This is a genomic window from Streptomyces sp. Tu 3180, assembly GCF_009852415.1.
Taxonomy (GTDB): Bacteria; Actinomycetota; Actinomycetes; order Streptomycetales; family Streptomycetaceae; genus Streptomyces.
The window spans coordinates 7,229,300-7,249,353 of sequence record NZ_WOXS01000002.1 but is presented as its reverse complement, the minus strand read 5'-3'; the positions used below and the strand labels follow the sequence as shown (position 1 = coordinate 7,249,353).

16 protein-coding genes and 1 riboswitch are annotated in these 20,054 nt (G+C 72.6%); of the genes, 1 reads left to right on the top strand and 15 read right to left on the bottom strand.

Annotated elements, in window-relative coordinates; all coding sequences use genetic code 11:
- Positions 1-43 precede the first annotated feature (43 nt).
- The 10 genes from GL259_RS33010 to GL259_RS32965 form a co-directional block, all read right to left on the bottom strand.
- Complete coding sequence (locus GL259_RS33010; protein ID WP_159536929.1) at positions 44-673, bottom strand: ATP/GTP-binding protein; 630 nt, start codon at positions 671-673, stop codon at positions 44-46.
- Positions 651-1,022, bottom strand: coding sequence for a DUF742 domain-containing protein (locus tag GL259_RS33005; RefSeq protein WP_159536928.1), 372 nt, complete (start codon positions 1,020-1,022; stop codon positions 651-653). Before GL259_RS33005 ends, GL259_RS33010 begins: the two co-directional genes overlap by 23 nt.
- Positions 1,019-1,459, bottom strand: a complete 441-nt coding sequence (locus tag GL259_RS33000) for a roadblock/LC7 domain-containing protein (protein ID WP_159536927.1) — start codon at positions 1,457-1,459, stop codon at positions 1,019-1,021. The genes GL259_RS33005 and GL259_RS33000 overlap by 4 nt, the downstream gene beginning before the upstream one ends.
- A gap of 92 nt (positions 1,460-1,551) precedes the next feature.
- Entirely contained in the window at positions 1,552-3,465 is a 1,914-nt protein-coding gene (locus tag GL259_RS32995; RefSeq protein ID WP_159536926.1) for an ATP-binding protein, read from the bottom strand.
- Positions 3,466-4,473: 1,008 nt separating this feature from the next.
- The gene (locus GL259_RS32990) at positions 4,474-5,784 is read right to left on the bottom strand and encodes a CARDB domain-containing protein (protein ID WP_347814634.1); all 1,311 of its coding nucleotides are present in this window, start codon (positions 5,782-5,784) and stop codon (positions 4,474-4,476) included.
- A gap of 564 nt (positions 5,785-6,348) precedes the next feature.
- Positions 6,349-6,726, bottom strand: coding sequence for a hypothetical protein (locus GL259_RS32985; protein WP_243762455.1), 378 nt, complete (start codon positions 6,724-6,726; stop codon positions 6,349-6,351).
- 930 nt (positions 6,727-7,656) lie between these two features.
- Entirely contained in the window at positions 7,657-8,850 is a 1,194-nt protein-coding gene (locus tag GL259_RS32980) for an MBL fold metallo-hydrolase (RefSeq protein ID WP_159536923.1), read from the bottom strand.
- Positions 8,851-9,198: 348 nt separating this feature from the next.
- On the bottom strand, positions 9,199-9,984 hold the full coding sequence (locus tag GL259_RS32975) for an SGNH/GDSL hydrolase family protein (protein WP_159539176.1): 786 nt from the start codon (positions 9,982-9,984) through the stop codon (positions 9,199-9,201).
- Between the two features lie 205 nt (positions 9,985-10,189).
- Positions 10,190-11,149: a M23 family metallopeptidase gene (locus tag GL259_RS32970; RefSeq protein WP_159536922.1), complete on the bottom strand. Its 960-nt coding sequence runs from the start codon at positions 11,147-11,149 to the stop codon at positions 10,190-10,192.
- A 4-nt stretch (positions 11,150-11,153) separates the two neighbouring features.
- Positions 11,154-11,315: riboswitch (cyclic di-AMP (ydaO/yuaA leader) on the bottom strand.
- A gap of 318 nt (positions 11,316-11,633) precedes the next feature.
- On the bottom strand, positions 11,634-13,742 hold the full coding sequence (locus tag GL259_RS32965; RefSeq protein ID WP_159536921.1) for an alpha-galactosidase: 2,109 nt from the start codon (positions 13,740-13,742) through the stop codon (positions 11,634-11,636).
- Between the two features lie 168 nt (positions 13,743-13,910).
- Here GL259_RS32965 and GL259_RS32960 point away from each other — a divergent pair, with 168 nt between their 5' ends.
- On the top strand, positions 13,911-14,708 hold the full coding sequence (locus GL259_RS32960) for a tyrosine-protein phosphatase (RefSeq protein ID WP_159539175.1): 798 nt from the start codon (positions 13,911-13,913) through the stop codon (positions 14,706-14,708).
- Between the two features lie 9 nt (positions 14,709-14,717).
- Here the strand turns inward: GL259_RS32960 and GL259_RS32955 are convergent, their stop codons facing one another.
- The 5 genes from GL259_RS32955 to ispG all read right to left on the bottom strand — a co-directional run bounded on the left by GL259_RS32955 (position 14,718) and on the right by ispG (position 20,050).
- Positions 14,718-14,846: a DUF6126 family protein gene (locus GL259_RS32955; RefSeq protein ID WP_159536920.1), complete on the bottom strand. Its 129-nt coding sequence runs from the start codon at positions 14,844-14,846 to the stop codon at positions 14,718-14,720.
- Positions 14,843-15,466: an XRE family transcriptional regulator gene (locus tag GL259_RS32950; protein ID WP_159536919.1), complete on the bottom strand. Its 624-nt coding sequence runs from the start codon at positions 15,464-15,466 to the stop codon at positions 14,843-14,845. The genes GL259_RS32955 and GL259_RS32950 overlap by 4 nt, the downstream gene beginning before the upstream one ends.
- 71 nt (positions 15,467-15,537) lie before the next feature.
- The gene (locus GL259_RS32945) at positions 15,538-16,953 is read right to left on the bottom strand and encodes an aspartate aminotransferase family protein (protein ID WP_159536918.1); all 1,416 of its coding nucleotides are present in this window, start codon (positions 16,951-16,953) and stop codon (positions 15,538-15,540) included.
- Complete coding sequence (gene dxs / locus GL259_RS32940; protein ID WP_159536917.1) at positions 16,950-18,863, bottom strand: 1-deoxy-D-xylulose-5-phosphate synthase; 1,914 nt, start codon at positions 18,861-18,863, stop codon at positions 16,950-16,952. The genes GL259_RS32945 and dxs overlap by 4 nt, the downstream gene beginning before the upstream one ends.
- Before the next feature lie 29 nt (positions 18,864-18,892).
- Positions 18,893-20,050: a flavodoxin-dependent (E)-4-hydroxy-3-methylbut-2-enyl-diphosphate synthase gene (ispG, locus tag GL259_RS32935; protein ID WP_159536916.1), complete on the bottom strand. Its 1,158-nt coding sequence runs from the start codon at positions 20,048-20,050 to the stop codon at positions 18,893-18,895.
- Positions 20,051-20,054 lie beyond the last annotated feature (4 nt).

The following is a 20,054-nucleotide window of genomic DNA, read 5'->3' as shown; positions in this document are numbered from 1 at the left end:
TACGGGTGGAGATCATGTACGGACTCCGTGAGGTGTGCGGGGATCACATGTGGGCGCCGTACCCCGTCGCGGGGGCGGGGGCATGGGCGATGAGGTGCCGGACGAGGGTCAGCAGGGTCTGGACGCCGGAGCTGGAGATCCGGGCGTCGCAGCACACCACGGGGACCTCCTCGGGGAGATCGAGGGCGGCGCGCACCTCCCCGGGGTCGTAGCGGAAGGCACCGTCGAACTCGTTGACGGCGATGACGAAGCCGAGGCCGCGCTGCTCGAAGAAGTCGACCGCGGCGAAGCACTCCTCCAGGCGCCGGGTGTCGGCGAGGATCACCGCGCCGAGCGCGCCCTCGCACAGCTCGTCCCACATGAACCAGAACCGCTCCTGGCCCGGGGTGCCGAACAGGTACAGCACGTGCTCCGCGTCGAGGGTGATGCGGCCGAAGTCCATGGCCACGGTCGTCTCGACCTTGTTCTCGATGCCGTCGAGGTTGTCGGTGCCGGCACTGACCGTGGTGAGGAGTTCCTCGGTGCTGAGCGGCGCGATCTCGCTGACCGCGCCGACGAAGGTCGTCTTGCCCACGCCGAACCCGCCCGCCACCAGGATCTTGAGTGCCGTGGGGAACGGTTCGGCACCGGGGCCGGCGCCGTCGACGCGGTCAGAGCTGTCGTCGTAGTCCATCGAGCACTGCCTCCAGAAGGGCCCGGTCCGTCGGGGTGTGGTGGAACGCGGGGGGCCGGTCGGTCAGCGCCCCGCAGTCGACGAGGTCCGCCAGCAGCACCTTGGTGACGGCCACCGGCAGCCTGAGATGGGCGGCGACCTCGGCGACCGGGACGGGCGCGCGGCACAGCTCGAGCGCCTGCGCGTGTTCGGGGCCGAGGTAGCCGAGAGGGGTGGAACCGGTGGCTCTCACCTGCGACATGAGGTCGAGCGCGACGGTGGGCCGGGTGCGGCCGTTGCTGACCGTGAAAGGGCGCACCAGCCGCCCGGCCGCGTCGTCGAGCCAGGGCCCGTCACCGGCCGCCGTCACGCTCGAGGCCTCATCACCGGGGGTTCGGCGGCCGGCTGCCGGGGGGCGGTCATCAGATACGGCCGGACGCTCTTGACCAGCATCGCCATCTCGTAGCCGAGCACCGCCGCGTCGGCCTCGCGGCCGGCCAGCACGGCGAGGCAGGTGCCGGAGCCGGCGGTGGTGACGAACAGCAGCATCGAGTCGAGCTCGACGACGACCTGGCGGACGTCGCCGCCGTCGCCGAAGCGGACGCCCGCGCTGCGGCCGAGGGAGTACAGGCCGGACGCCAGGGCGGCCATGTGGTCGGCGCTGTCCGCGTCGAGGCCGTGCACGGACTTCACCAGCCCGTCGCACGAGAGCAGTACGGCGCTGCTGGTGTGCGGCACCCGTTGCACGAGGCCGCTCATCAGCCAGTCGAGATCGGACACATGGGCGGTCGGCGCATCGCTCGCCATGGGGGATCGACTCCTTGGGGTACGAAGGTCTGCGGGAGCGCTGGGCAGAGGAGTGGGGGTGGGGGTGGACTCCGGGACGGAGAGGGACGTGGTCATCCGGCGGGCGCGCTCCCGTCGTGCCGGACGGTGTGGTCGGGGTGGTCGGTGCGGGGTCCGGGCACCACGGGCCCGGACCCGTCGGGTGCGGGGCGCTCGTCCGCGGGAGGGACGGGGTCCGCGTGGCCGCGCTCCATCTGCAGCCGGGATTCCGCGAGGCCGAAGCCCCGTTGGAAGGCCGCCATCAGGTCGGGGTCGTGGCCGGCGACGTGGTCGGTGTCCTGACGGGGTGCGGGGGCGTCGCGGAGCTGGGGTGCGATGTGCTCCTGGGCGCGGCGGCGGGGCAGCCGGGGTCTCTCCATCGTGCCGCGCACCGTGCCGGTGCGCGGGGTGAGGGGGGCGGTCCCGTTCTCCGCGAGGTCGTGCCGGTCGTCGTGGCGGACGCCTGGCACCGCCTCGGCGGAGCCGGGCCGCACCGTGCGGGCTCCCCGCACGGGCAACGGCGGGGCGCTCGTGCCGTGCCGCGGTGACGCGGCCGGGGCGGGGGCGTTCCCCCGGTGCTGCCGCTGCGGGGCGGCCGGGGGTGCCACGGGGGTGAGGGGCGCCCCGGGGCCCGGCACCGGTCCGCCGCCGTGCGCGGTCCCCGGCGCCGGCGCGTCCCCGGGTGAGGGGGCGGACGGTGTGTGACGGGGCGTCAGGACCGCGCCGGTGCCCCCGTCGTGCGGCTGCCGGCCCGCGCCCCGTCCGCCGCCGACGGCCCCCGGCTCCGTGCCGAGCAGTGCCTGCGGCACCACGAGCACGGCCTGGACCCCGCCGTAGATGTTGGTCTGGAGGCGGACGTGGATGCCGTGCCGCTTGGCGAGTTGCGAGACCACGAACAGACCGATGCGGCCGTCGGCCAGCAGGCTGGCGACATTGACCTGGTCGGGATCGGCGAGCAGGGCGTTCATCCGGTCCTGTTCACCGGCCGGCATGCCGAGTCCGCGGTCCTCGACCTCGACGGCGAGCCCGGCGGTGACGAGGTCGGCCCGCAGCAGCACCTGGGTGTGGGGGGCGGAGAACACCGTGGCGTTCTCGACGAGTTCGGCGAGCAGGTGGATGACGTCGGCGACGGCGTGCCCGCGCAGGGTGCCCTCGACCGGTGGCACGAGCTTGACCCGGGAGTACTGCTCGACCTCGGCGATGGCCGAGCGCAGCACCTCGGTCATGGGGACCGGGTTGCTCCACTGCCGCCGGGAGACGGCCCCGCCGAGCACGGCGAGGTTCTCGGCGTGGCGGCGGATGCGGGTGGCGAGGTGGTCGACGTGGAAGAGGCCCTTGAGCAGGTCGGGGTCCTCGATCTCGTTCTCCAGCTCGTCGAGGATCAGGATCTCCCGGTGCACCAGGGACTGCAGGCGCCGGGCGAGGTTGACGAACACCTCGAGCTTCTGTTCGCTGCCCGCCTGGCTGGAGAGCCGGGACGCCTGCACGACGGCGGTGACGGCACCGTCGTGCGCGCGGGCGAGGTCGGCGGCGAGCAGGTCGAAGTCGTCGGCGTCCCCGGCCGGTGCCCCTGGCCGCCGGTGCGGGGGCGGGCCGTCCCCGCGGCGCAGCGCCTCGACGAGGGCGCGCAGGTCGGCCTCGCGCCGGGCGGTGCTCCGGCGCAGCGTGCCGACGCGGTCGTGCACGGACCGGGCGGCGCGGTCGGCGGCCACGGCGGCGATGCCGATGGCGGCGAGCGTCACCGACGTCGCGCCGCCGAGCACGCCCCACAGGGTGAGGCCCGGCCGCACCCCGGACGAGCGCACGAGGAACAGCACGGCCGCGCAGGCGCTGAGGGCCACCGCGACGGGCGGCAGGACGGCCAGACGCAGCAGCTGGGGCCGTATGTGCGTCTCGGGCAGCGCGGGAGCGGTCCGCGAGGGCGGACGGCCGTGGCGGCCGCCCTCGCGCCGCTCCGGGCGGGCGGCCGGAGCACGCGGGTCGGGCACCGGCGCCCCCGGACCGGTCCGCCGGCCCTGGCCTCCGGGAGGGGGCGCGGCGGTACGGACGGGCTCGCGGGCCGCGGTGCCGGCGGGCACCGGCGTGCCGGTCGTGCCCGGGGCGTTCGCCGGGCCCTGGCGGCGGGGCCCGTCGCCCCGTCGGCTCCCTCGTCCGCCTTGTGCCTGCACGTGCCCGTCCCCGCTCCCTGATCCGACCTGCTCCGCACCGATCGACGCGGTCCGGCGGCGCGGTGCGCCCGTCGGCCCGAGTCGTCAGCGGTGTCGCCGTACCGGCCGGGAGAGCCCGGGCAGGCCGAAGGAGTCGGCCGTGCGCCGCCCGACCGACACTCACCGTAGTCACCACCGCATCATGTGCGGTGGGCAGTTGACAAACTCGTGCGGACAGCATCCCGCTCTGGTATGAGGTTTCGTACGACAGACCGATAACCCTTTTGAGCACGGAGCCCATGAACGGAAAGAGGGCGATCCTCGCTGGTCAAAAGCGGTCACAAAGAGACCGCGGCGACCGGGGGGCCCTGAGCCCTCGGTCGCCGTCACCCCTGCCCCGCCCCCTCACGGCCGACCCTCCGGGCCCTTTGGGGGAGCGCGGGACCGCCCCTCCCATCGGCCAGAGCATGACTCCGAGTAGTCGCCGACGCTCGGTGCGGGGCGCGTGGATCCACCGGTGCGGACGGCCGGCCCGGTCCGGCTTCGGGGTACGCGTGACCTCCGTGCCGGGGTCTCCGGAGTTGTGAGAAATCGGCGGCTCGGGCAGGCCCGGTCACCTCGGTGCCGCGCGAATCGTCGCCGACGGCCGAAGCCAATGACGCGACGAAGCCGTCCCGTACGGTCACCCCCCGCCCTCTGCCTCCTCCGCGGGCAGGCGGCGTTCCTCATCACGCCACGACTCGTACACCGGCGGGCCGGTGTCCGGCCGCGCGCCGAGCGGCACCCACCGCCCGGTGAGGCGCGGGTTCGGAGCAGCCGCTCGGGGGCCGCTCCGAACCCGCGGGCCGGTCAGTTGACGGTCAGGACCGCCGTGTTGTTCGTGGGATCCGGGTCGAAGCCGAAGGGGTGCTCGCCGTACGGAGGGTGGATGCTCACGGCACCGGTCGCACCGGGTACCACGGTGTCGACGCGCACGGAGAACGCGAACGTGCGCTGGGTGTCCTCCAGCACCCAGTACCGCAGGTTGCAGTCGTAGCGCGGGGCGCCCGTCTGTTTCGGGTAGGAGCCGCCGTCGAGGGTGCGCGGGTGGCAGCCGGACGGCACGCCGGTGACCTCGGTGCCCTCGGGCACGACCAGCCGGACCTCGGCGACAGGGTCTCCGGAGCCGAGGTTGCCGAGCCAGGCCGGTCCGTGGTTCTTGAACGTGAGCTCGGCCGTGGCCGTCTCGCCCGCCGCTGCGGAGACGGCGTCACCGGTCACGGAGAAGTCCGCGGTGTTTTCCGCGCCGATCTGGAGGACCGCGTAGTCGTTCCGGGAGTCGATGTCCTGGGCGCCGTCGCCCGGCTCCACGCCGATGTCGAGCCGCTCGTTCAGTGCGTGCGGGGCGAGTCGCACCGTCAGCGGCTCGGGCAGCTCGAAGGAGTCGCCCGGCGCCAGCACCTGGTCGAACGTGCAGAGCGCCTTGTTCGACGGTGCGTAGTCGTTGCCGTCCGTCGTGGTGTAGGTGCAGGCGTCGTAGCGGGTCAGATCCGTCAGGCCGTACGAGGCGTACAGCTTGACGGTGAATCCGTTCGCGCGCTCGTTGCCGTTGTTGGTGACCTTGAACGGGATCGTCCGCTCGTCGCCGGGCAGACCCTCCTCGACGCCGGCGACGGGGTCGACGGCCAGGTCGGGTCCGGAGCCGACGGTGAGCGTGGTGTCGAAGCTCTCGTGCGGCGCGGTGAGCGTCCCTTCGGGGCCGCCGGTGGCCGTCGCCTCGTAAGTGATCCTGCCCTGCGCGCCGACTTCGGCGCCGTCGGCCGCGCGCACCGTCAGGAACACCTGGTCCTCGTAGTCACCCCCGATCGCGGGCACCACGGGGATGTCGCACACCGCGCCGGCGCCGCTCGGCGTGCAGTTGTCGGACCAGGTCACCTCGGCGACCCCGGCGAGGCCGGAGACGTCGATGGTGAGCCTGCCGTCGGTCACCGTGAAGTTGTCGTTGTCGTGGTAGATGCCGACGCCGAGGGTGCGGGACTGCGGCTGACCGCCGTCGGTACCGATCGGCAGCGTCTGCTCGTACGGCGTGTTGATCCACAACTGGTCGGTCTGCGGCGGCTCGTCGGCGGCGGACGCGGGTGCGGCGAGGCCGACCGTCAGCAGACCGGCTGCCACCGCCACGGCGGCACCGGATCTGAGACGTACCGGGCGTCCAACGGATAACAGGCTCATTGCTGCCCCCAAGGGTGCGGTAAGGCGACCGGTGCGCCGGGAGATCCGGCACACCGGAAGGATCATCACATGACGGGGAAGCCCGCCGCGCGCGGGTTTCCGGCTCCGTTGGGGAACACTCGGAACCTTGCAGCCTGTCCCGTGATCAACGCCTGAGGGTGCTCCGGCTCGCTGGTACTCCGGCGGCACTTTGGCCGGCCTCCTGGTCGCACGGCGTTTCCGCCGCGCCCACCGGGCCCCTGCGGGTTCCACGCGACAGGTCCGACGTCTTCTGCAGCCCCTGTCCGGCGCCGACTTCCACGTCGTCGAGGTGGGGGTGCGGGGCCCGGAGCAGGAGTGGTGGGTGGTGCCCGGCTGTACCTGTCCGGGGCCGCAAGCAGGGTCGACGGCGCGTTCTGCACCGGGCGGACTCGCTGACCACTGCCCGGAGCCGGCCCGGGCGAGCCTCGGTCCTCGCCCGGGCGACCGGCAGGTCGACGCACCTCCAGCCGGTCGGCGCCGCGGCGCCTGGCCTCACATGGGGTAGCAGTTGCGCACCGGATTCGTCTCGCTGTAAATGGCGGTGTCCTTCATCCAGCCCAGCCGACCGTTGTCGGCGACGGTCATGAGCCAGCGCGTGGGGTGAGGCCCGCCCACGTAAGCTTGTCCGTCGACCTTGCAGTAGAACCAACTGGGATTGGAATACATGATTCCGACTGTCTCGTCGGGATTGGGATACAGGCGGCTGTTTCCTATCGACCCGTAGACCGGGGCACCGGAGACGTTCTCGCACCAGTGCCTGATGCCGTCGCCGTCCGGCCAGCAGTCGCCGGCGGCGGACGCGGCGGACGCGGCGGGTGCCGCAACCGTTGTGCCGAACACCGCTGCGAGGCCGGCGACGGTGACCGTCAACCGTCGAAATCTCATGTGAGCGTTCCTTTCCCTGTCAGGCGTGCGTGTGCGTCAAGTGCGGAGGGCCCCTGACGTTGTACGGACAGCGGCCGGTCCCGGCTCCTGGCCGTGGCCGGTCCCGGCGGCGGGCGAAGGGGTCGAGCAGCAGGTCAGCCGCAGATCTGGCGCCCGGTCTCGCCGTGGGGACGGGCATGGGTGGCGCCGGTGTCTGCGCTGCCGGTACCGCAGGAGCGGGTGTCGGGGGTGTGGACCGTCAAACTCCACTGGTGGGGCTCACCGGCGGCCACGTTGCCGCGTCCCACTGTCGGGGCCGGGCCGTCCACGCCGACGGGTCGGGCCGTCTCCGCGTCGTTGCGGCAGAGGTGAGGACTGCAACCGGTGTTGCTGAAGCAGACGCGGATCCACTGGGTACTTGCAGCCAGGAGCCCGGAGCGCTGCCGGTGACCGTGGTGCGGTTCATCCGGTCGCCGCCGGACGTCCGGCACCGGTGTACCGCGGCGTCCGCCGGTGCCGCGGTCCCCGGCGTCACCGCGGCGGCGGGTGTCTTTTCGGCAGCCCCTGTTCATGTCGGACACGTCCTTCGCTCCGGTTCGGCCCTGTACCGCAGCTTGCCGATCCGCGGGGAAAACCGCGCTGCCTTTCGGTCTGGGCCGAAACCCCCTGGTACAGGTCCCGACCGTGCGGCCGCGAGGGGCGGGCGGGCAGACGTCGCCGCGCAGGCGGCGTCTGCCGCCCCGGCGGCCGTCCTGGGCTCCGGCACGGTCATCCGGACGTGGGCGGCGGTACGGGTGCGGCGGTCCCTGAATCGCCGAGCAGCGGCGTCACGCTCCACCCGGGGCCCCCGTCCAAGGCCCGGACCACACCGCCGCTCCCCTCAGCCGGGAGACGCTCCCGCATCCGAAACCGCCCCGCGCCCGTCCCCGACCGACGTCACCGTTCACCGGCGAGGTCGAGATCACCGCTGCTCATCTCCGCCGCGGCCCCCGCACCCCGCGGACGCCGCCACGGCTGCGCGATCGGACCGGACACCGCCCGCCACCACGCCTCCACCGGCAGCTCGCCCGCCGGCTCGAACGGCTCACCCGGCCGCGGGAACACCGCCGCCTGACCGGCCTCCTCCGCGACGTCCTTCATCCACTCCCCCGGCTCCGCCCACGCGTGCGGTGCCAGGTTGAACGTCCCCCAGTGGATCGGCAGCAGCACGCCGGCCGGATCGCCGCCCTGCAGGTCGAGATGCGACCGGACGCCCTCCTCGGGCGTCATGTGGATGTCGGGCCAGAACTCCGAGTACGCGCCGACCTGGATCATCGTGGCGTCGAACGGGCCGTGCCCGGCGCCGATGTCCTTGAAGCCCTCGAAGTAGCCGGTGTCACCGCTGTGGTAGATCCGGTGCTCCTCGCCCGCGACCACCCAGGAGGCCCACAGGGTGTGCTGGGTGTTGCGCAGCCCCCGGCCGCAGAAGTGGCGGGCCGGGGTGGCGGTCAGGGTGAGTCCGCCGATCCTCGTCGCCTCGTGCCAGTCCAGCTCGCGCAGCCGGCCGGCGGACACGCCCCAGCGCTCCAGGTGCGCACCGACGCCCAGCGGCACGGCGAACAGGGTGTCCGTGCCGGCCAGCGCCTTGATGCTGGGCAGGTCCAGGTGGTCGTAGTGGTCGTGCGAGATGACGACGGCGTCGACCGGACCGAGCGCGGCCAGCGGCAGCGGCACGGGGTGCAGCCGCTTGGGCCCGGCGAAGGGGAACGGGGAGCAGCGCTCGCCCCACACCGGGTCGAACAGGACCCGGTGCCCGTCGATCTCCGCGAGCACGCTGGAGTGGCCCATCCAGGTCAGGCGCAGCCCGGTGGCGGGGGGCCGGGAGAGGTCGGCGAGGGTGGTGGCGTGCACCGGCACCGTGCCCTTGGGTGTGCGCCGCGAGCGGGAGTCCTTGTCGAGGAAGACCTTCGCCAGGTCCCGCGTCGAGCCCGACGGGCGGGTCCGGGCGGTGCCCCCGGGGTTCTGGAACACCCCGTCCTTGAAGTGCGGGGATCTGCGGATGCGCGCCATGCGCTCACCCCTGGGGTCCGCGCCGAAGGCCGCGGGCCGCAGCGCGCGGAGCCCGGGACTCTGAGAACGGAAACCGGCCACGGTGCCTCCAGGTGGAGTCGGTCAGACATTCCATTATGGGCGGACGGTTCGGCACCGGGATGCCGGACCGGGTGGTACGGGGTCCGCGGGACGACCCGTGATCACGGCCCGCGAGGACGGTCCCTCATGTGAACCCCCTCGAGGAGCGAGGGCGTTGGGCGGCGTACGGGGCCGCGGGCCGGGGTGAACGGCGTGACCGGGGGCGGGGCCGGTGCCCGGTGTCCCGCGCACGGCCGGCCGGCTTCCGCGGCACGCCGCGTTTCCGGCGGAGCCCCGGGGATGCGCCGGTGGGCCGCGTCCCGTCGTCGGGTGACGCGGCCCACCGCACCGTGTTCACCGCACCGCGGCTCACGCCACCGCCGCGATCCGCACCTTGATGTCGTCCGGCGACAGGGTCCCCTTGGCCGTCACGTGGTCGCCCGACGACTCCCCGCGCAGCCGGCGCCCGATCCACGGCACCAGGTACTCGCGGGCCCACTGGACGTCGTCCCGCCGGACCTCGAAGGTGCCGCGGGGCGGCAGGGGCGGCCAGGGCTGCTCCGGGTCGGCCGGGACCTCCAGGCCGAGGACCTGCCCGGCGCGGAGTGCCACACGGGTGTGCCCCTCGGGCGACAGGTGCAGCCGGTCGGCGTCCCAGGCCCTGCGGTCCTGCACGCTCCTGAGGGACCACAGGTCGAGCACGGGACAGCCGTACCGGTCGGCGATGGCCCGCACGTGCCCGTTGTACGTGGCGATCTTGCCGCGCAGGTGCTTGAGCACGGGCACGCCACGGGTGTCGAACCCGGTCGTCACCATGACCGTGCCGGACACGGCCGTGAGCGCGGCGATCGCCCGTTCGAAGCGCTCGGCCACCTCGTCCGGGTCGGTGCCCGGGCGGATGATGTCGTTGCCGCCCGCGCAGAAGGAGACGAGATCGGGGGCGAGTTCGACGGCCCTCGGGACCTGGTCCGCCATGATCTGGTCGAGCAGCTTTCCGCGCACCGCGAGATTCGTGTACCGGAAGTCGCCTTCGGGCCGGCGGTCGGCGAGCAGCACGGCGAACCGGTCGGCCCAGCCGACGAACGCCCCGTCGGGGCCGGGATCACCGACGCCCTCGGTGAAGCTGTCCCCCACCGCCACGTACGACCCGATCACTGTTCTGCTGTCACTCTTCGAATCGTCTGCCACAGCAGCACATGATTCACCCTCGAATGTGACCTACGCGACCGTAGGAAAGAGTTGACGTGCGGTGAGATAAGCCACTCTCAAAAAACCGCCCGTTCCGGAATACGCCGAAGGCCGGACCCGGGAATCGGGATCCGGCCTTCGGCGGCGTGTCAGGCAGGTCGTCTCGCGGGGGTCAGAGGGAGACGCCCTTCGAGCGGAGGTAGGAGACCGGGTCCACGTCCGAGCCGTAGTTCGGCGAGGTGCGGATCTCGAAGTGCAGGTGCGGACCGGTCGAGTTGCCGGTCGAGCCGGAGAGGCCGACCTGCTGACCGGCGCTCACGGTCTGGCCGGCCGAGACGGACAGCGAGGACAGGTGGGCGTACTGGGCGTAGTAGCCGTCGTCGAGCTTGATGACGACCTGGTTGCCGTACGCGCCGGCCCAGCCGGCGGAGACGACCGTGCCGGCGCCGACGGCCTTCAGGGAGGTGCCGGTCGGGACGCTGAAGTCGACACCGGTGTGGTAGCCGCTGGACCACATGCTGCCGGCCACCTTGTAGCCGGTGCCGACGCCGCCGCCGGGCACCGGGGAGCTGTAACCGGAGGCGTTCGCGGCCCGGTCGGCGGACCCGGCGTCCGAGGGGGCGGACTGCGCGGGCTGCTCCGCCTCGGCGGGCTGCGACGACGGGGCGGAGGGCTCCTCGGGCGACGAGGCCTTCGACGCGCCGGAGGGGGCGGACCCGGACGCCTTCGGCGCGGAGGACTCCTCCGTCGCGCCGGCGGCGGCCTTGCCGTCGACCGAGAGCTTCAGGCCGGGGTGGATGAGCGAGGGGTTCTCACCGATGGCCTCGCGGTTGTCCGTGTAGAGCTTCTTCCAGCCGCCGTCGACGTCCTCGTCCTCGGCGATCTTCGCGAGGTAGTCGCCGGCCTTCACGGTGTACGTGCGGGCGTCGCCGCCCTTGTCCGCGGCGGCCTTGTGGCCGGTGGCGGAAAGGGACTGGACGGCCTTCTCGGGAGTCGTCTCCGGCGTGGCGGCGTGCGCGCCGGTGGCACCGAGGAGCGGCAGGGCGAGCGCGGCGCCACCGGTTCCGGCGACGGCGATGGAGCGGGTGAAACGCTGGGTCTTGGGACGGCGGTGCTTACCCTTCGCGGGCATGGTGAATTCCTCTCCGGCGCCTGCGAGGTGAGCTGTCGGGTTCGGGCTGGAGGTGCCCGGCCGCGCTGCGACGCGACTTAACCCCAAGCCGTTCCGGAGACCGGAACAGGCAGTCGTACCTGTGGGTCCCCCGCTCCTGCCGTACACGGGTCAGTGTGTGTGTGCGGGCTCCGGGCGGCGGCAGGATTAGGCGTCCGTCCGGATCGGTGGTGAACGTAAGCGACCGCGACGCAAAGGGACAAGCGCGGGATTCTCCGCGAACCTCTTTTTCCGTGATCCACAGACACGAAAGACGTCACCGAGCGTCAACCGGGATTCCCGTTTCCCCCCGAATCCCCTTGCCGCACAACCGAATTACGTGGACATGGCGATAACGCCGCGTCACGGATATGACGATGCTCACGCACCCCGACCCCATCTCCCTTTCTATCGGGGCACGTTATGGCGAACCGCCTTAATCGGACAGAACGCCCCAATCGCCAGATCACAGGCGTCGCAACCGGAACACCGCGGCGTCCAGGTCGCCGCGCAGCCCCGTGCGCAGCCCGTGGTGCAGCAGCACGGCACCCCGGTGCACGCCGCCCTCCCCCGAGCTCTCGGCTCCGCTCGGGCAGGGGGGACCCCAGGCACGGCATTCGTACGCGGACGCCGCGTCGAGGCCCCGCAGCCGGAGTGCGGGGACGGGCTCCCCGTAGTGCTGCGCCTGGAGGCAGGCCAGGACGACGCTCTCGTCACCGAGGACGTACTGCACCGCGCTCAACCCGCCCTCCGGGGCGCGCAGGCGGTACAGATCACCGCGCTGGACGACGGGCCTGATCTCCTTGTAGAGCGCGACCCACTCGCGCGCCTCGGCCAGCTCCTCCTCGGTCCACCGCGTGAGGTCGCCGCCGACCCCGAGCACCCCGGCCATGGCGCTGACGAACCGGAAGCGCAGGGAGCTGACCCGTCCGTTCAGCATGGCGTTCGGGCTGTCGGTGACCCAGGCGGCCATGACCCGCGCCGGGTGGATCTGGCTGAAGCCGTGCTGGATGGCGAGCCGGTCGAGCGGGTCGGTGTTGTCCGAGGTCCACACCTGGTCGGTGCGGCCGAGGATGCCGAGGTCGATCCGCCCGCCGCCGCCCGAGCAGGACTCGAAGGCCACGCCCGGGTGGGCCGCGCGCAGCCGGTCCAGCAGGGCGTACAGGGCGTGCACGTGGTCGGTCCACAGCCGCTGCGGGTACGGGTCGCCGGGCCAGCCCGCGTCGGTGAAGCAGCGGTTGAAGTCCCACTTCACGTAGTCGATCGGGGCGTCGGTGAGCAGCGCGTCGAGCTGTTCCCAGAGGTGCTCCCGGACGTCGGTGCGGGCGAGGTTGAGGACGAGCTGGTTGCGGAACTCCGTACGTCTGCGCCCGGGCCGGAACTGCACCCAGTCCGGGTGGGCGCGGTACAGGTCGCTGTCCGGGTTGACCATCTCCGGCTCGACCCAGATGCCGAACCGCATGCCCAGCCCGTGCACGTGGTCGGCGAGCGGCCTCAGGCCGCCGGGGAAGCGGCCGGGGTCGGGCGTCCAGTCCCCGAGTCCGGCCCGGTCGCTCGTGCGGGCCCCGAACCAGCCGTCGTCGACCACGAACAGCTCCACGCCCATCGCGGCGGCCCTCTCCGCGAGCGCCCGCTGCTGCTCCTCGCGGATGTCGAACCCGGTGGCCTCCCAGGAGTTGAACAGCACGGGCCGGTCCCGGTCCGCGTCCGGGACGACGTGCCTGCGCTGGTAGGCGTGCCACGCGCGGCTGGCGCCGCCGAAGCCGCCGTCGCTCCACAGGCCGGCGAAGACCGGAGTGACGTGGGTCTCCCCCGTGCCCAGCATCAGCAGGCCCGAGTCGTCGTGCCCCGCGCCGCCGGTGATCTGCACGCGCGCGTCGGGAAGCCGGGCGACCGCGATCCGCCAGGAGCCCGACCAGCCGAGGGCGCAGCCGTAGACCTCGCCGCGCTCCTCGGTGGCGTCGGTGTCGAGCGCGACCCACGGCAGGTGCTGGTGTCCGGTGTGGCCGCGGCGGCTGCCGACGACCACCTCGCCGTGGTCGAGCGGGGAGCGGGCCAGCCGGGACTCCGCGGCCCAGCGGCCGTGCAGCCGGGACAGCCGCCAGGACTCGCGGTCGGGGAGGGTCCAGGTGGCGGAGTCGGCGCGCAGCACCTCGACGGCCGGTCCCCGGTTGTCGAGGGTCACCCAGCGCTCGACCACGTCGTCGCGCATCCGGTAGTGCAGGGTCACGGTCAGCCCGCCGTCGCGGAAGCGGAGCCGGAGCTCGCCGTCGTCGCTCTCGTCGCCCTCGAAGGCCCACTCGGTGCCGCGCCCCTCGCGCGTGCGCACGGACAGGGCGGGGCGGACGAAACGGGGGCCGCCCTCGACGGGGTACTCCTCGCGCCCGTCCAGCGGGGACTCGAAGGGCCAGTAGTCCGGCAGCGGACGCCGGGCGAGCGCCCGGGCGTCGGCGAGCCCGATCCTCGGGCCCCAGTGCAGGTGCACCAGCTCGTCGCGGTCCGTGAGGTGGACCGCGTAGCTGCTCGTCGGCCCCGACAGGAGCCACGTACGACCGTCCTGCGACACCTTCGGCATCGATCCCCCACAGAGGCGAACAGACACGACCAGACATCAACATCATCGAGGTCGCCGGGGGCACCGGCAATGCCTGTGGACAACTCATTGCCCCGGGCAGCCGTGTCGTATCGTCAGGTGATGCCCGTCGACGAGCCGCGCGGCGGCACCGAGTGGGAGGAGCCCTACGTGACGCAGCAGATCCCGTCGACCGAACCCGAGCTGGCCGGTGTGCGCAACTTCCGCGACGTCGGCGGACTGCCGACCACGGACGGTCGGCGGGTGCGGCACGGGGTCCTGTTCCGCAGCGGTCACCTCGCCCACGCGACCGCGGAGGACGCCGCCTTCCTGTCCTCCCTGGGGCTGCACACGATCTTCGACTTCCGCAACGCGGCCGACCAGAAGCTCGAGGGGCCGGACGTCGAGCTGCCGGGCGTGCGCAACGTGAACCTGCCGCTGAGCGACCCGGCCGACGGCGCGGAGTTCTGGAAGATGGTGCGCGACGGCGATCTGGACCAGCTGCGCTCGATCCTCGCGGACGGCAAGGGCGCGGACCGGATGATCGCCTCGTACCGCACGATCATCAGGCAGCGCACCGCCGAGCACTCCCGGGTGCTGCTCTCGCTCGCCGAGGACAGCGTCCCCGCCCTGATGCACTGCGCGGCGGGCAAGGACCGCGCGGGCCTGTCGGTGGCGGTGACGCTGCTCGCCCTGGGCGTCGAGCGGGACGCGATCTTCGACGACTACCTGAAGTCCAACGCCGGGCACCGCCGCTACAAGGTGCAGCGCAGCGGCAGCTCCGCCTCGGCCTACTCCCCCGAGGTCATGGAGCTGCTCAGCCCGCTGTTCGACGCGCGCGCGGAGTACCTGTCGGCGGCGCTGGAGACCGTCGAGGAGACCTGGGGCGGTGTGGACCCCTACCTGGAGAAGGCGCTCGGGCTCACCCCCGGGATCCGGGAGCGGCTGCGCGAGCGCCTCCTCGACTGAGGCCGGGGCCTACTTCTTCGGGGCCACCTCGAACAGGAAGTAGACGAAGGCCGCGAAGAGGTGCCCCACGACGACGTAGACGATCAGCCTCACCCACAGGGCGCGCGGGAACTTCTCCTCCATGTCCTTGCCGGTCATGGCGCCTCTCCGTGGGTCGGGCCCAGGCACAGCGCGGCCGTGGGACTCTGCAGCAGGGTGTGGACGAACAGCAGCTCGACCCCGTCGGGGCCGGCGGCGGCGATGCGGTGCGGGGTCAGCGAGTCGAAGTGCGCGCTGTCGCCCGGGCCGAGCCGGTGCAGGGTGTCGCCGAGGCGCAGCCGCAGCCGCCCCTTGAGGACGTACAGCCACTCCTCGCCGGGGTGGACGCGCACGATGTCGCCCTGGGAGCCGTGCGGCACGCGCACCCGCAGGGCCTGCATGCCGCGTCCCGGGGCGCCGGCCGGCCAGTACGTCCAGCCGCCCGCGGCCGTGGGCTCCATGTCGGCGGCGCGCACCACGGCGTCCCGGTCGGCGGCCGTCTCACCGAGCAGTTCGGAGACCGTCGTACCGTAGGTGCGGGCGAGGGAGAGCAGCATCGGGAGCGAGGGCTGGCGCTGCCCCGTCTCCAGTCGGGAGAGGTGGGCGGGCGACAGTCCCGCGTCGCGGGCGGCGGCCTCCAGCGTCAGGGAGGCCCGCCGCCGCAGGGCGCGCAGCTGTGGCGCGACCACGGGGAGCGCGCCGGCCGGCTCGGCCGGCGGCTCCGTCTCGGAGGAGCTCATGCCTCCATTCAGCCGGAGATTTACCTCAGGGGCAATTTTCTTGCCTCATAGGCAAAACCCGCCGGGCGGGATCAGCGGTGCGAGACCGCCTGCCTCACCAGCGTCCTGCCGAACTCCCACACCAGGCCGCCCTCGTGCGCGTCGTCCATCACCGCGGTGAAGGCGTCCACGAACCGGTCCACCTCCCGCTCGCCGATGATCAGCGGCGGGATCAGTTTGATCACCTCCATGTGGTCGCCGGAGACCTGGGTGAGGATCCGGTGCCGTTGCAGCAGCGGTACGACCACCATCTGCGCGAAGAGCCCCTTGCGGGCGGCCTGGAGCATGGCCCAGCGGCCGCGCAGCTTCAGCGACCGGGGCCGGCCGAACTCGATGCCGATCATCAGGCCCCGGCCCCGGACGTCGGCGAGCAGCTCGTACTTCCCGGTCAGCGCGGTCAGCCGGGTCCGCAGCAGCTCTCCGGTGGCCCGGACGTTCGCGACGATCTGCTCCTCCTCCATGACCGACAGCACCGCGAGGCCGGCCGCCATCGCCTGGGCGTTGGCCCCGAAGCTGGCCGAGTGGACCAGCACCCGGTCCATCGACGAGTAGACCTTCTTGAAGATCCAGTCCTTGCCGATCGTGGCGCCCACCGGCACGTATCCGCCGGAGAGCGCCTTGGCCACGCACACCAGGTCCGGTTCGACCCCCTCCTCGTGCTGGTAGGCGTAGAAGTCGCCGGTCCGCCCCAGCCCGGTCTGCACCTCGTCGGCGATCAGCAGCGCCTTGTGCCGGTGCAGCAGTTCCTGCGCCGCGCGCAGGTAGCCGGGCGGGGCCTCGTGCACGCCCTTGCCCTGGATCGGCTCGACGATCAGTGCGGCGACGTCTCCTTTGCGCAGCTCCCGTTCCAGCGCGTCGAGATCGCCGAGCGGTACGGCCGTGTCGGGCAGCAGCGGGGCGAACCCGTCCCGGAAGCCGGACTCGCCGTTGACGGACAGGGAACCGGTGGTCAGACCGTGGAAGGCGTGCGCGCAGTACAGGACGCGCGGCCTGCCGGTCGCGTACCGGGCGAACTTCAGCGCGCCCTCGACCGCCTCCGTACCGCTGTTGCCGAAGAAGACCCGGTCCAGGTGGGGGCTGTGCGCGAGCAGCCTCTCGGCCAGCAGCCCGGGCAGCGGCTGGCAGTCGAAGCGGGTGAGGTCGGCGAGGGAGGCGTCCAGGACGTCGTGCAGCGCCTTGCGGACCACGGGGTGGTGCCGGCCCAGGCCCATCACCCCGAACCCGGCGAGCATGTCCAGGTAGTCGTCGCCGTCCGCGTCCCAGAAGTAGGCGCCCTCGGCACGCTCGTAGACCTTGTCGAAGCCGATGGTGTGCAGCATGCGCGGGAGCTGGTGGTTGAGGTACCGGGTGTGCAGCTCGTAGCGCTCGGCCCCGCGCTCGGCCAGCAGCGCCCCGAGGTCGAAACCCCCCGTCCGTGACGACTCCGACGCGGACTCCGCAGTGGTCATGCCTGGTGCTCCTGTCGGTCAGGTGACTGTTTCGACGGCTCCGCCCCCACGGCGAGGCTCGCGCTGATCCGTCCGGCGACCTCGACGGGCGTCAGGCCGATGTCGGCGAGGACCTCACCGCGCTTGGCGTGCGCGAGGAACTGCTCCGGGATGCCGAACCGCCGCACGGGCACGTCGACCTCGGCGTCGCCCAGCGCCAGCGCCACCGCCGAACCGACCCCGGCCGCCCGGCTGTTGTCCTCGACGACGGCCACCAGGCGGTGCCGGGCGGCCAGTCCGGGCAGGGCCGGGTCGACGGGTTTGACCCAGCGGGGGTCGACCACGGTGCACCCGATGCCGCGTTCCCGGAGCAGTTCGGCGGCCTGGAGGCAGACGGGGGCCATGACTCCGACGGCGACCAGCAGCACCTGGGGATCGTCGGCGCGGTGCAGCACGTCCAGGCCGCCGACCCGGTCGAGCGCCGGGATCGCCGGGCCGACGGACTCCTTCGGGAACCGCAGCAGGGTCGGCGCGTCGTCGACGGCGACCGCCTCGCGCAGCTGGGCGCGCAGCTGGTCGGCGTCGCGGGGCGCGGCGATGCGCAGGCCGGGGACGACCTGGAGGACGGACAGGTCCCACATGCCGTTGTGCGAGGGCCCGTCGACGCCGGTGACACCGGCCCGGTCCAGCACGAAGGTCACCCCGCAGCGGTGCAGTGCCACGTCCATCAGCAGCTGGTCGAAGGCGCGGTTGAGGAAGGTGGCGTAGACGGCGACGACCGGGTGCAGGCCGCCGGTGGCCAGGCCCGCCGCGGACACCGCCGCGTGCTGCTCGGCGATGCCCACGTCCCACACCCGGTCGGGGAACCGCTCGGCGAAGGCACCGAGGCCCACCGGATGCAGCATGGCGGCGGTGATCGCCACCACGTCCTCGCGTTCCTCCCCGATCCGGACGATCTCCTCGCCGAACACCGAGGTCCAGGACGGTCCGCCGGACGGCGCGAGCGGCGCGCAGGTGAGCGGGTCCATCACGCCGACGGTGTGGAAGTGGTCCTCCTCGTGGGCGAGGGCGGGTTCGTAGCCCCGGCCCTTCTCGGTGAGGCAGTGGACCAGGACGGGACCGTGGAAGCGCTTGGCGCGGCGCAGCGCGGACTCCACGGCCTTGACGTCGTGCCCGTCGATCGGCCCCACGTACTTCAGGCCCAGGTCCTCGAAGAGGCCCTGGGGGGCGAACGCGTCCTTGAAGCCCTTCTTCGCGCCGTGCAGGGCCTCGTAGACGGTGGGGCCGACCACGGGTGTGCGCTGGAGCACGTCCTTGCCCCAGGCCAGCACGCGTTCGTAGCCGTCGGTGGTGCGCAGGGCCGCCAGGTGGTTGGCGAGGCCGCCGATGGTCGGGGCGTAGGAGCGCTCGTTGTCGTTGACGACGATGATCAGCGGGCGGTCCTTGGCGGCGGCGATGTTGTTCAGCGCCTCCCAGGCCATGCCGCCGGTCAGCGCGCCGTCGCCGATCACCGCGACGACGTGGCCCCCCTCCCCCCGCACCTGGCGGGCCTTGGCGAGCCCGTCGGCCCAGCCGAGCGCCGTGGAGGCGTGGCTGTTCTCGATGACGTCGTGCTCGGACTCCTCGCGCGAGGGGTAGCCGGACAGGCCGCCCTTGCCGCGCAGCTTGGAGAAGTCCTGACGGCCGGTCAGGAGCTTGTGGACGTAGCTCTGGTGCCCGGTGTCCCACAGGATCCGGTCGGCCGGGGACTCGAAGACCCGGTGCAGGGCGACGGTCAGCTCCACCACCCCCAGGTTGGGACCGAGGTGACCACCGGTCCTGGCCACCGCGTGCACCAGGAACTCTCTGATCTCTTGGGACAGTTCGCCGAGTTCCGCCTCGGACAGCGCCTTCAGGTCACGTGGTTGCCGGATGGTCTCCAGGATCGTCACGCTCGGGCCCCCTTCGGATTCCGTGCTGTTCAGGTCACGGTGACGGCCGGCTCCCCCGGCGCTGTGCCGTCCTTCTCCATCTGCTCGGCCAGCTTCATGGCCTCTTCGATCAGCGTCTCGACGATCTTCGACTCGGGCACGGTCTTGATCACCTCGCCCTTGACGAAGATCTGCCCCTTGCCGTTGCCGGAGGCCACGCCCAGGTCCGCCTCGCGGGCCTCGCCCGGGCCGTTGACCACGCAGCCCATGACCGCGACCCGCAGCGGCACCTCCATGCCGGTCAGGCCCGCGGTGACCTCCTCGGCCAGCTTGTACACGTCCACCTGGGCGCGCCCGCAGGAGGGGCAGGAGACGATCTCCAGCCCGCGCCGGCGCAGGTTGAGCGACTCCAGGATCTGGATGCCGACCTTGACCTCCTCGGCCGGCGGGGCGGACAGCGAGACGCGGATGGTGTCGCCGATGCCCCGGGAGAGCAGCGCGCCGAAGGCGACGGCCGACTTGATCGTGCCCTGGAAGGCGGGGCCGGCCTCGGTGACGCCGAGGTGCAGGGGGTAGTCGCACTGCTCGGCGAGCTGGCGGTAGGCCTCGATCATGACGACCGGGTCGTTGTGCTTGACGGAGATCTTGATGTCCCGGAAGTCGTGCTCCTCGAACAGGGAGGCCTCCCACAGCGCGGACTCCACCAGCGCCTCGGGGGTGGCCCTGCCGTACTTCTGCAGCAGGCGCCGGTCCAGGGAGCCGGCGTTCACCCCGATGCGGATGGGGGTGCCGTGGTCCCTGGCCGCCCTGGCGATCTCCTTGACCTGGTCGTCGAACTTCTTGATGTTGCCGGGGTTGACCCGGACCGCCGCGCAGCCCGCCTCGATCGCGGCGAAGACGTACTTGGGCTGGAAGTGGATGTCGGCGATCACCGGGATCTGCGACTTGCGGGCGATGGTCGCCAGCGCGTCGGCGTCGTCCTGGGTGGGGCAGGCCACCCGCACGATCTGGCAGCCGGACGCGGTCAGCTCGGCGATCTGCTGCAGCGTGGCGCCGATGTCGGACGTGCGCGTCGTCGTCATCGACTGCACCGACACCGGGGCGTCCCCGCCCACCGCCACCGACCCGACCTGGATCTGCCGGCTCCTCCGGCGCTCGGCGAGCGGCCGCGGGGGCACCCCGGGAACTCCGGGGGAGACGGCCGTCACGGCC

Excerpts from the sequence above, each read along its gene's own strand:
- GL259_RS32945 (WP_159536918.1), bottom strand. The coding sequence starts at position 16,953 with ATGACCACTGCGGAGTCCGCGTCGGAGTCGTCACGGACGGGGGGTTTC.
- GL259_RS33000 (WP_159536927.1), bottom strand. The coding sequence starts at position 1,459 with ATGGCGAGCGATGCGCCGACCGCCCATGTGTCCGATCTCGACTGGCTG.
- GL259_RS32955 (WP_159536920.1), bottom strand. The coding sequence starts at position 14,846 with ATGACCGGCAAGGACATGGAGGAGAAGTTCCCGCGCGCCCTGTGGGTG.
- GL259_RS32970 (WP_159536922.1), bottom strand. The coding sequence starts at position 11,149 with ATGCCCGCGAAGGGTAAGCACCGCCGTCCCAAGACCCAGCGTTTCACC.
- GL259_RS33010 (WP_159536929.1), bottom strand. The coding sequence starts at position 673 with ATGGACTACGACGACAGCTCTGACCGCGTCGACGGCGCCGGCCCCGGT.
- GL259_RS32965 (WP_159536921.1), bottom strand. The coding sequence starts at position 13,742 with ATGCCGAAGGTGTCGCAGGACGGTCGTACGTGGCTCCTGTCGGGGCCG.
- GL259_RS32950 (WP_159536919.1), bottom strand. The coding sequence starts at position 15,466 with ATGAGCTCCTCCGAGACGGAGCCGCCGGCCGAGCCGGCCGGCGCGCTC.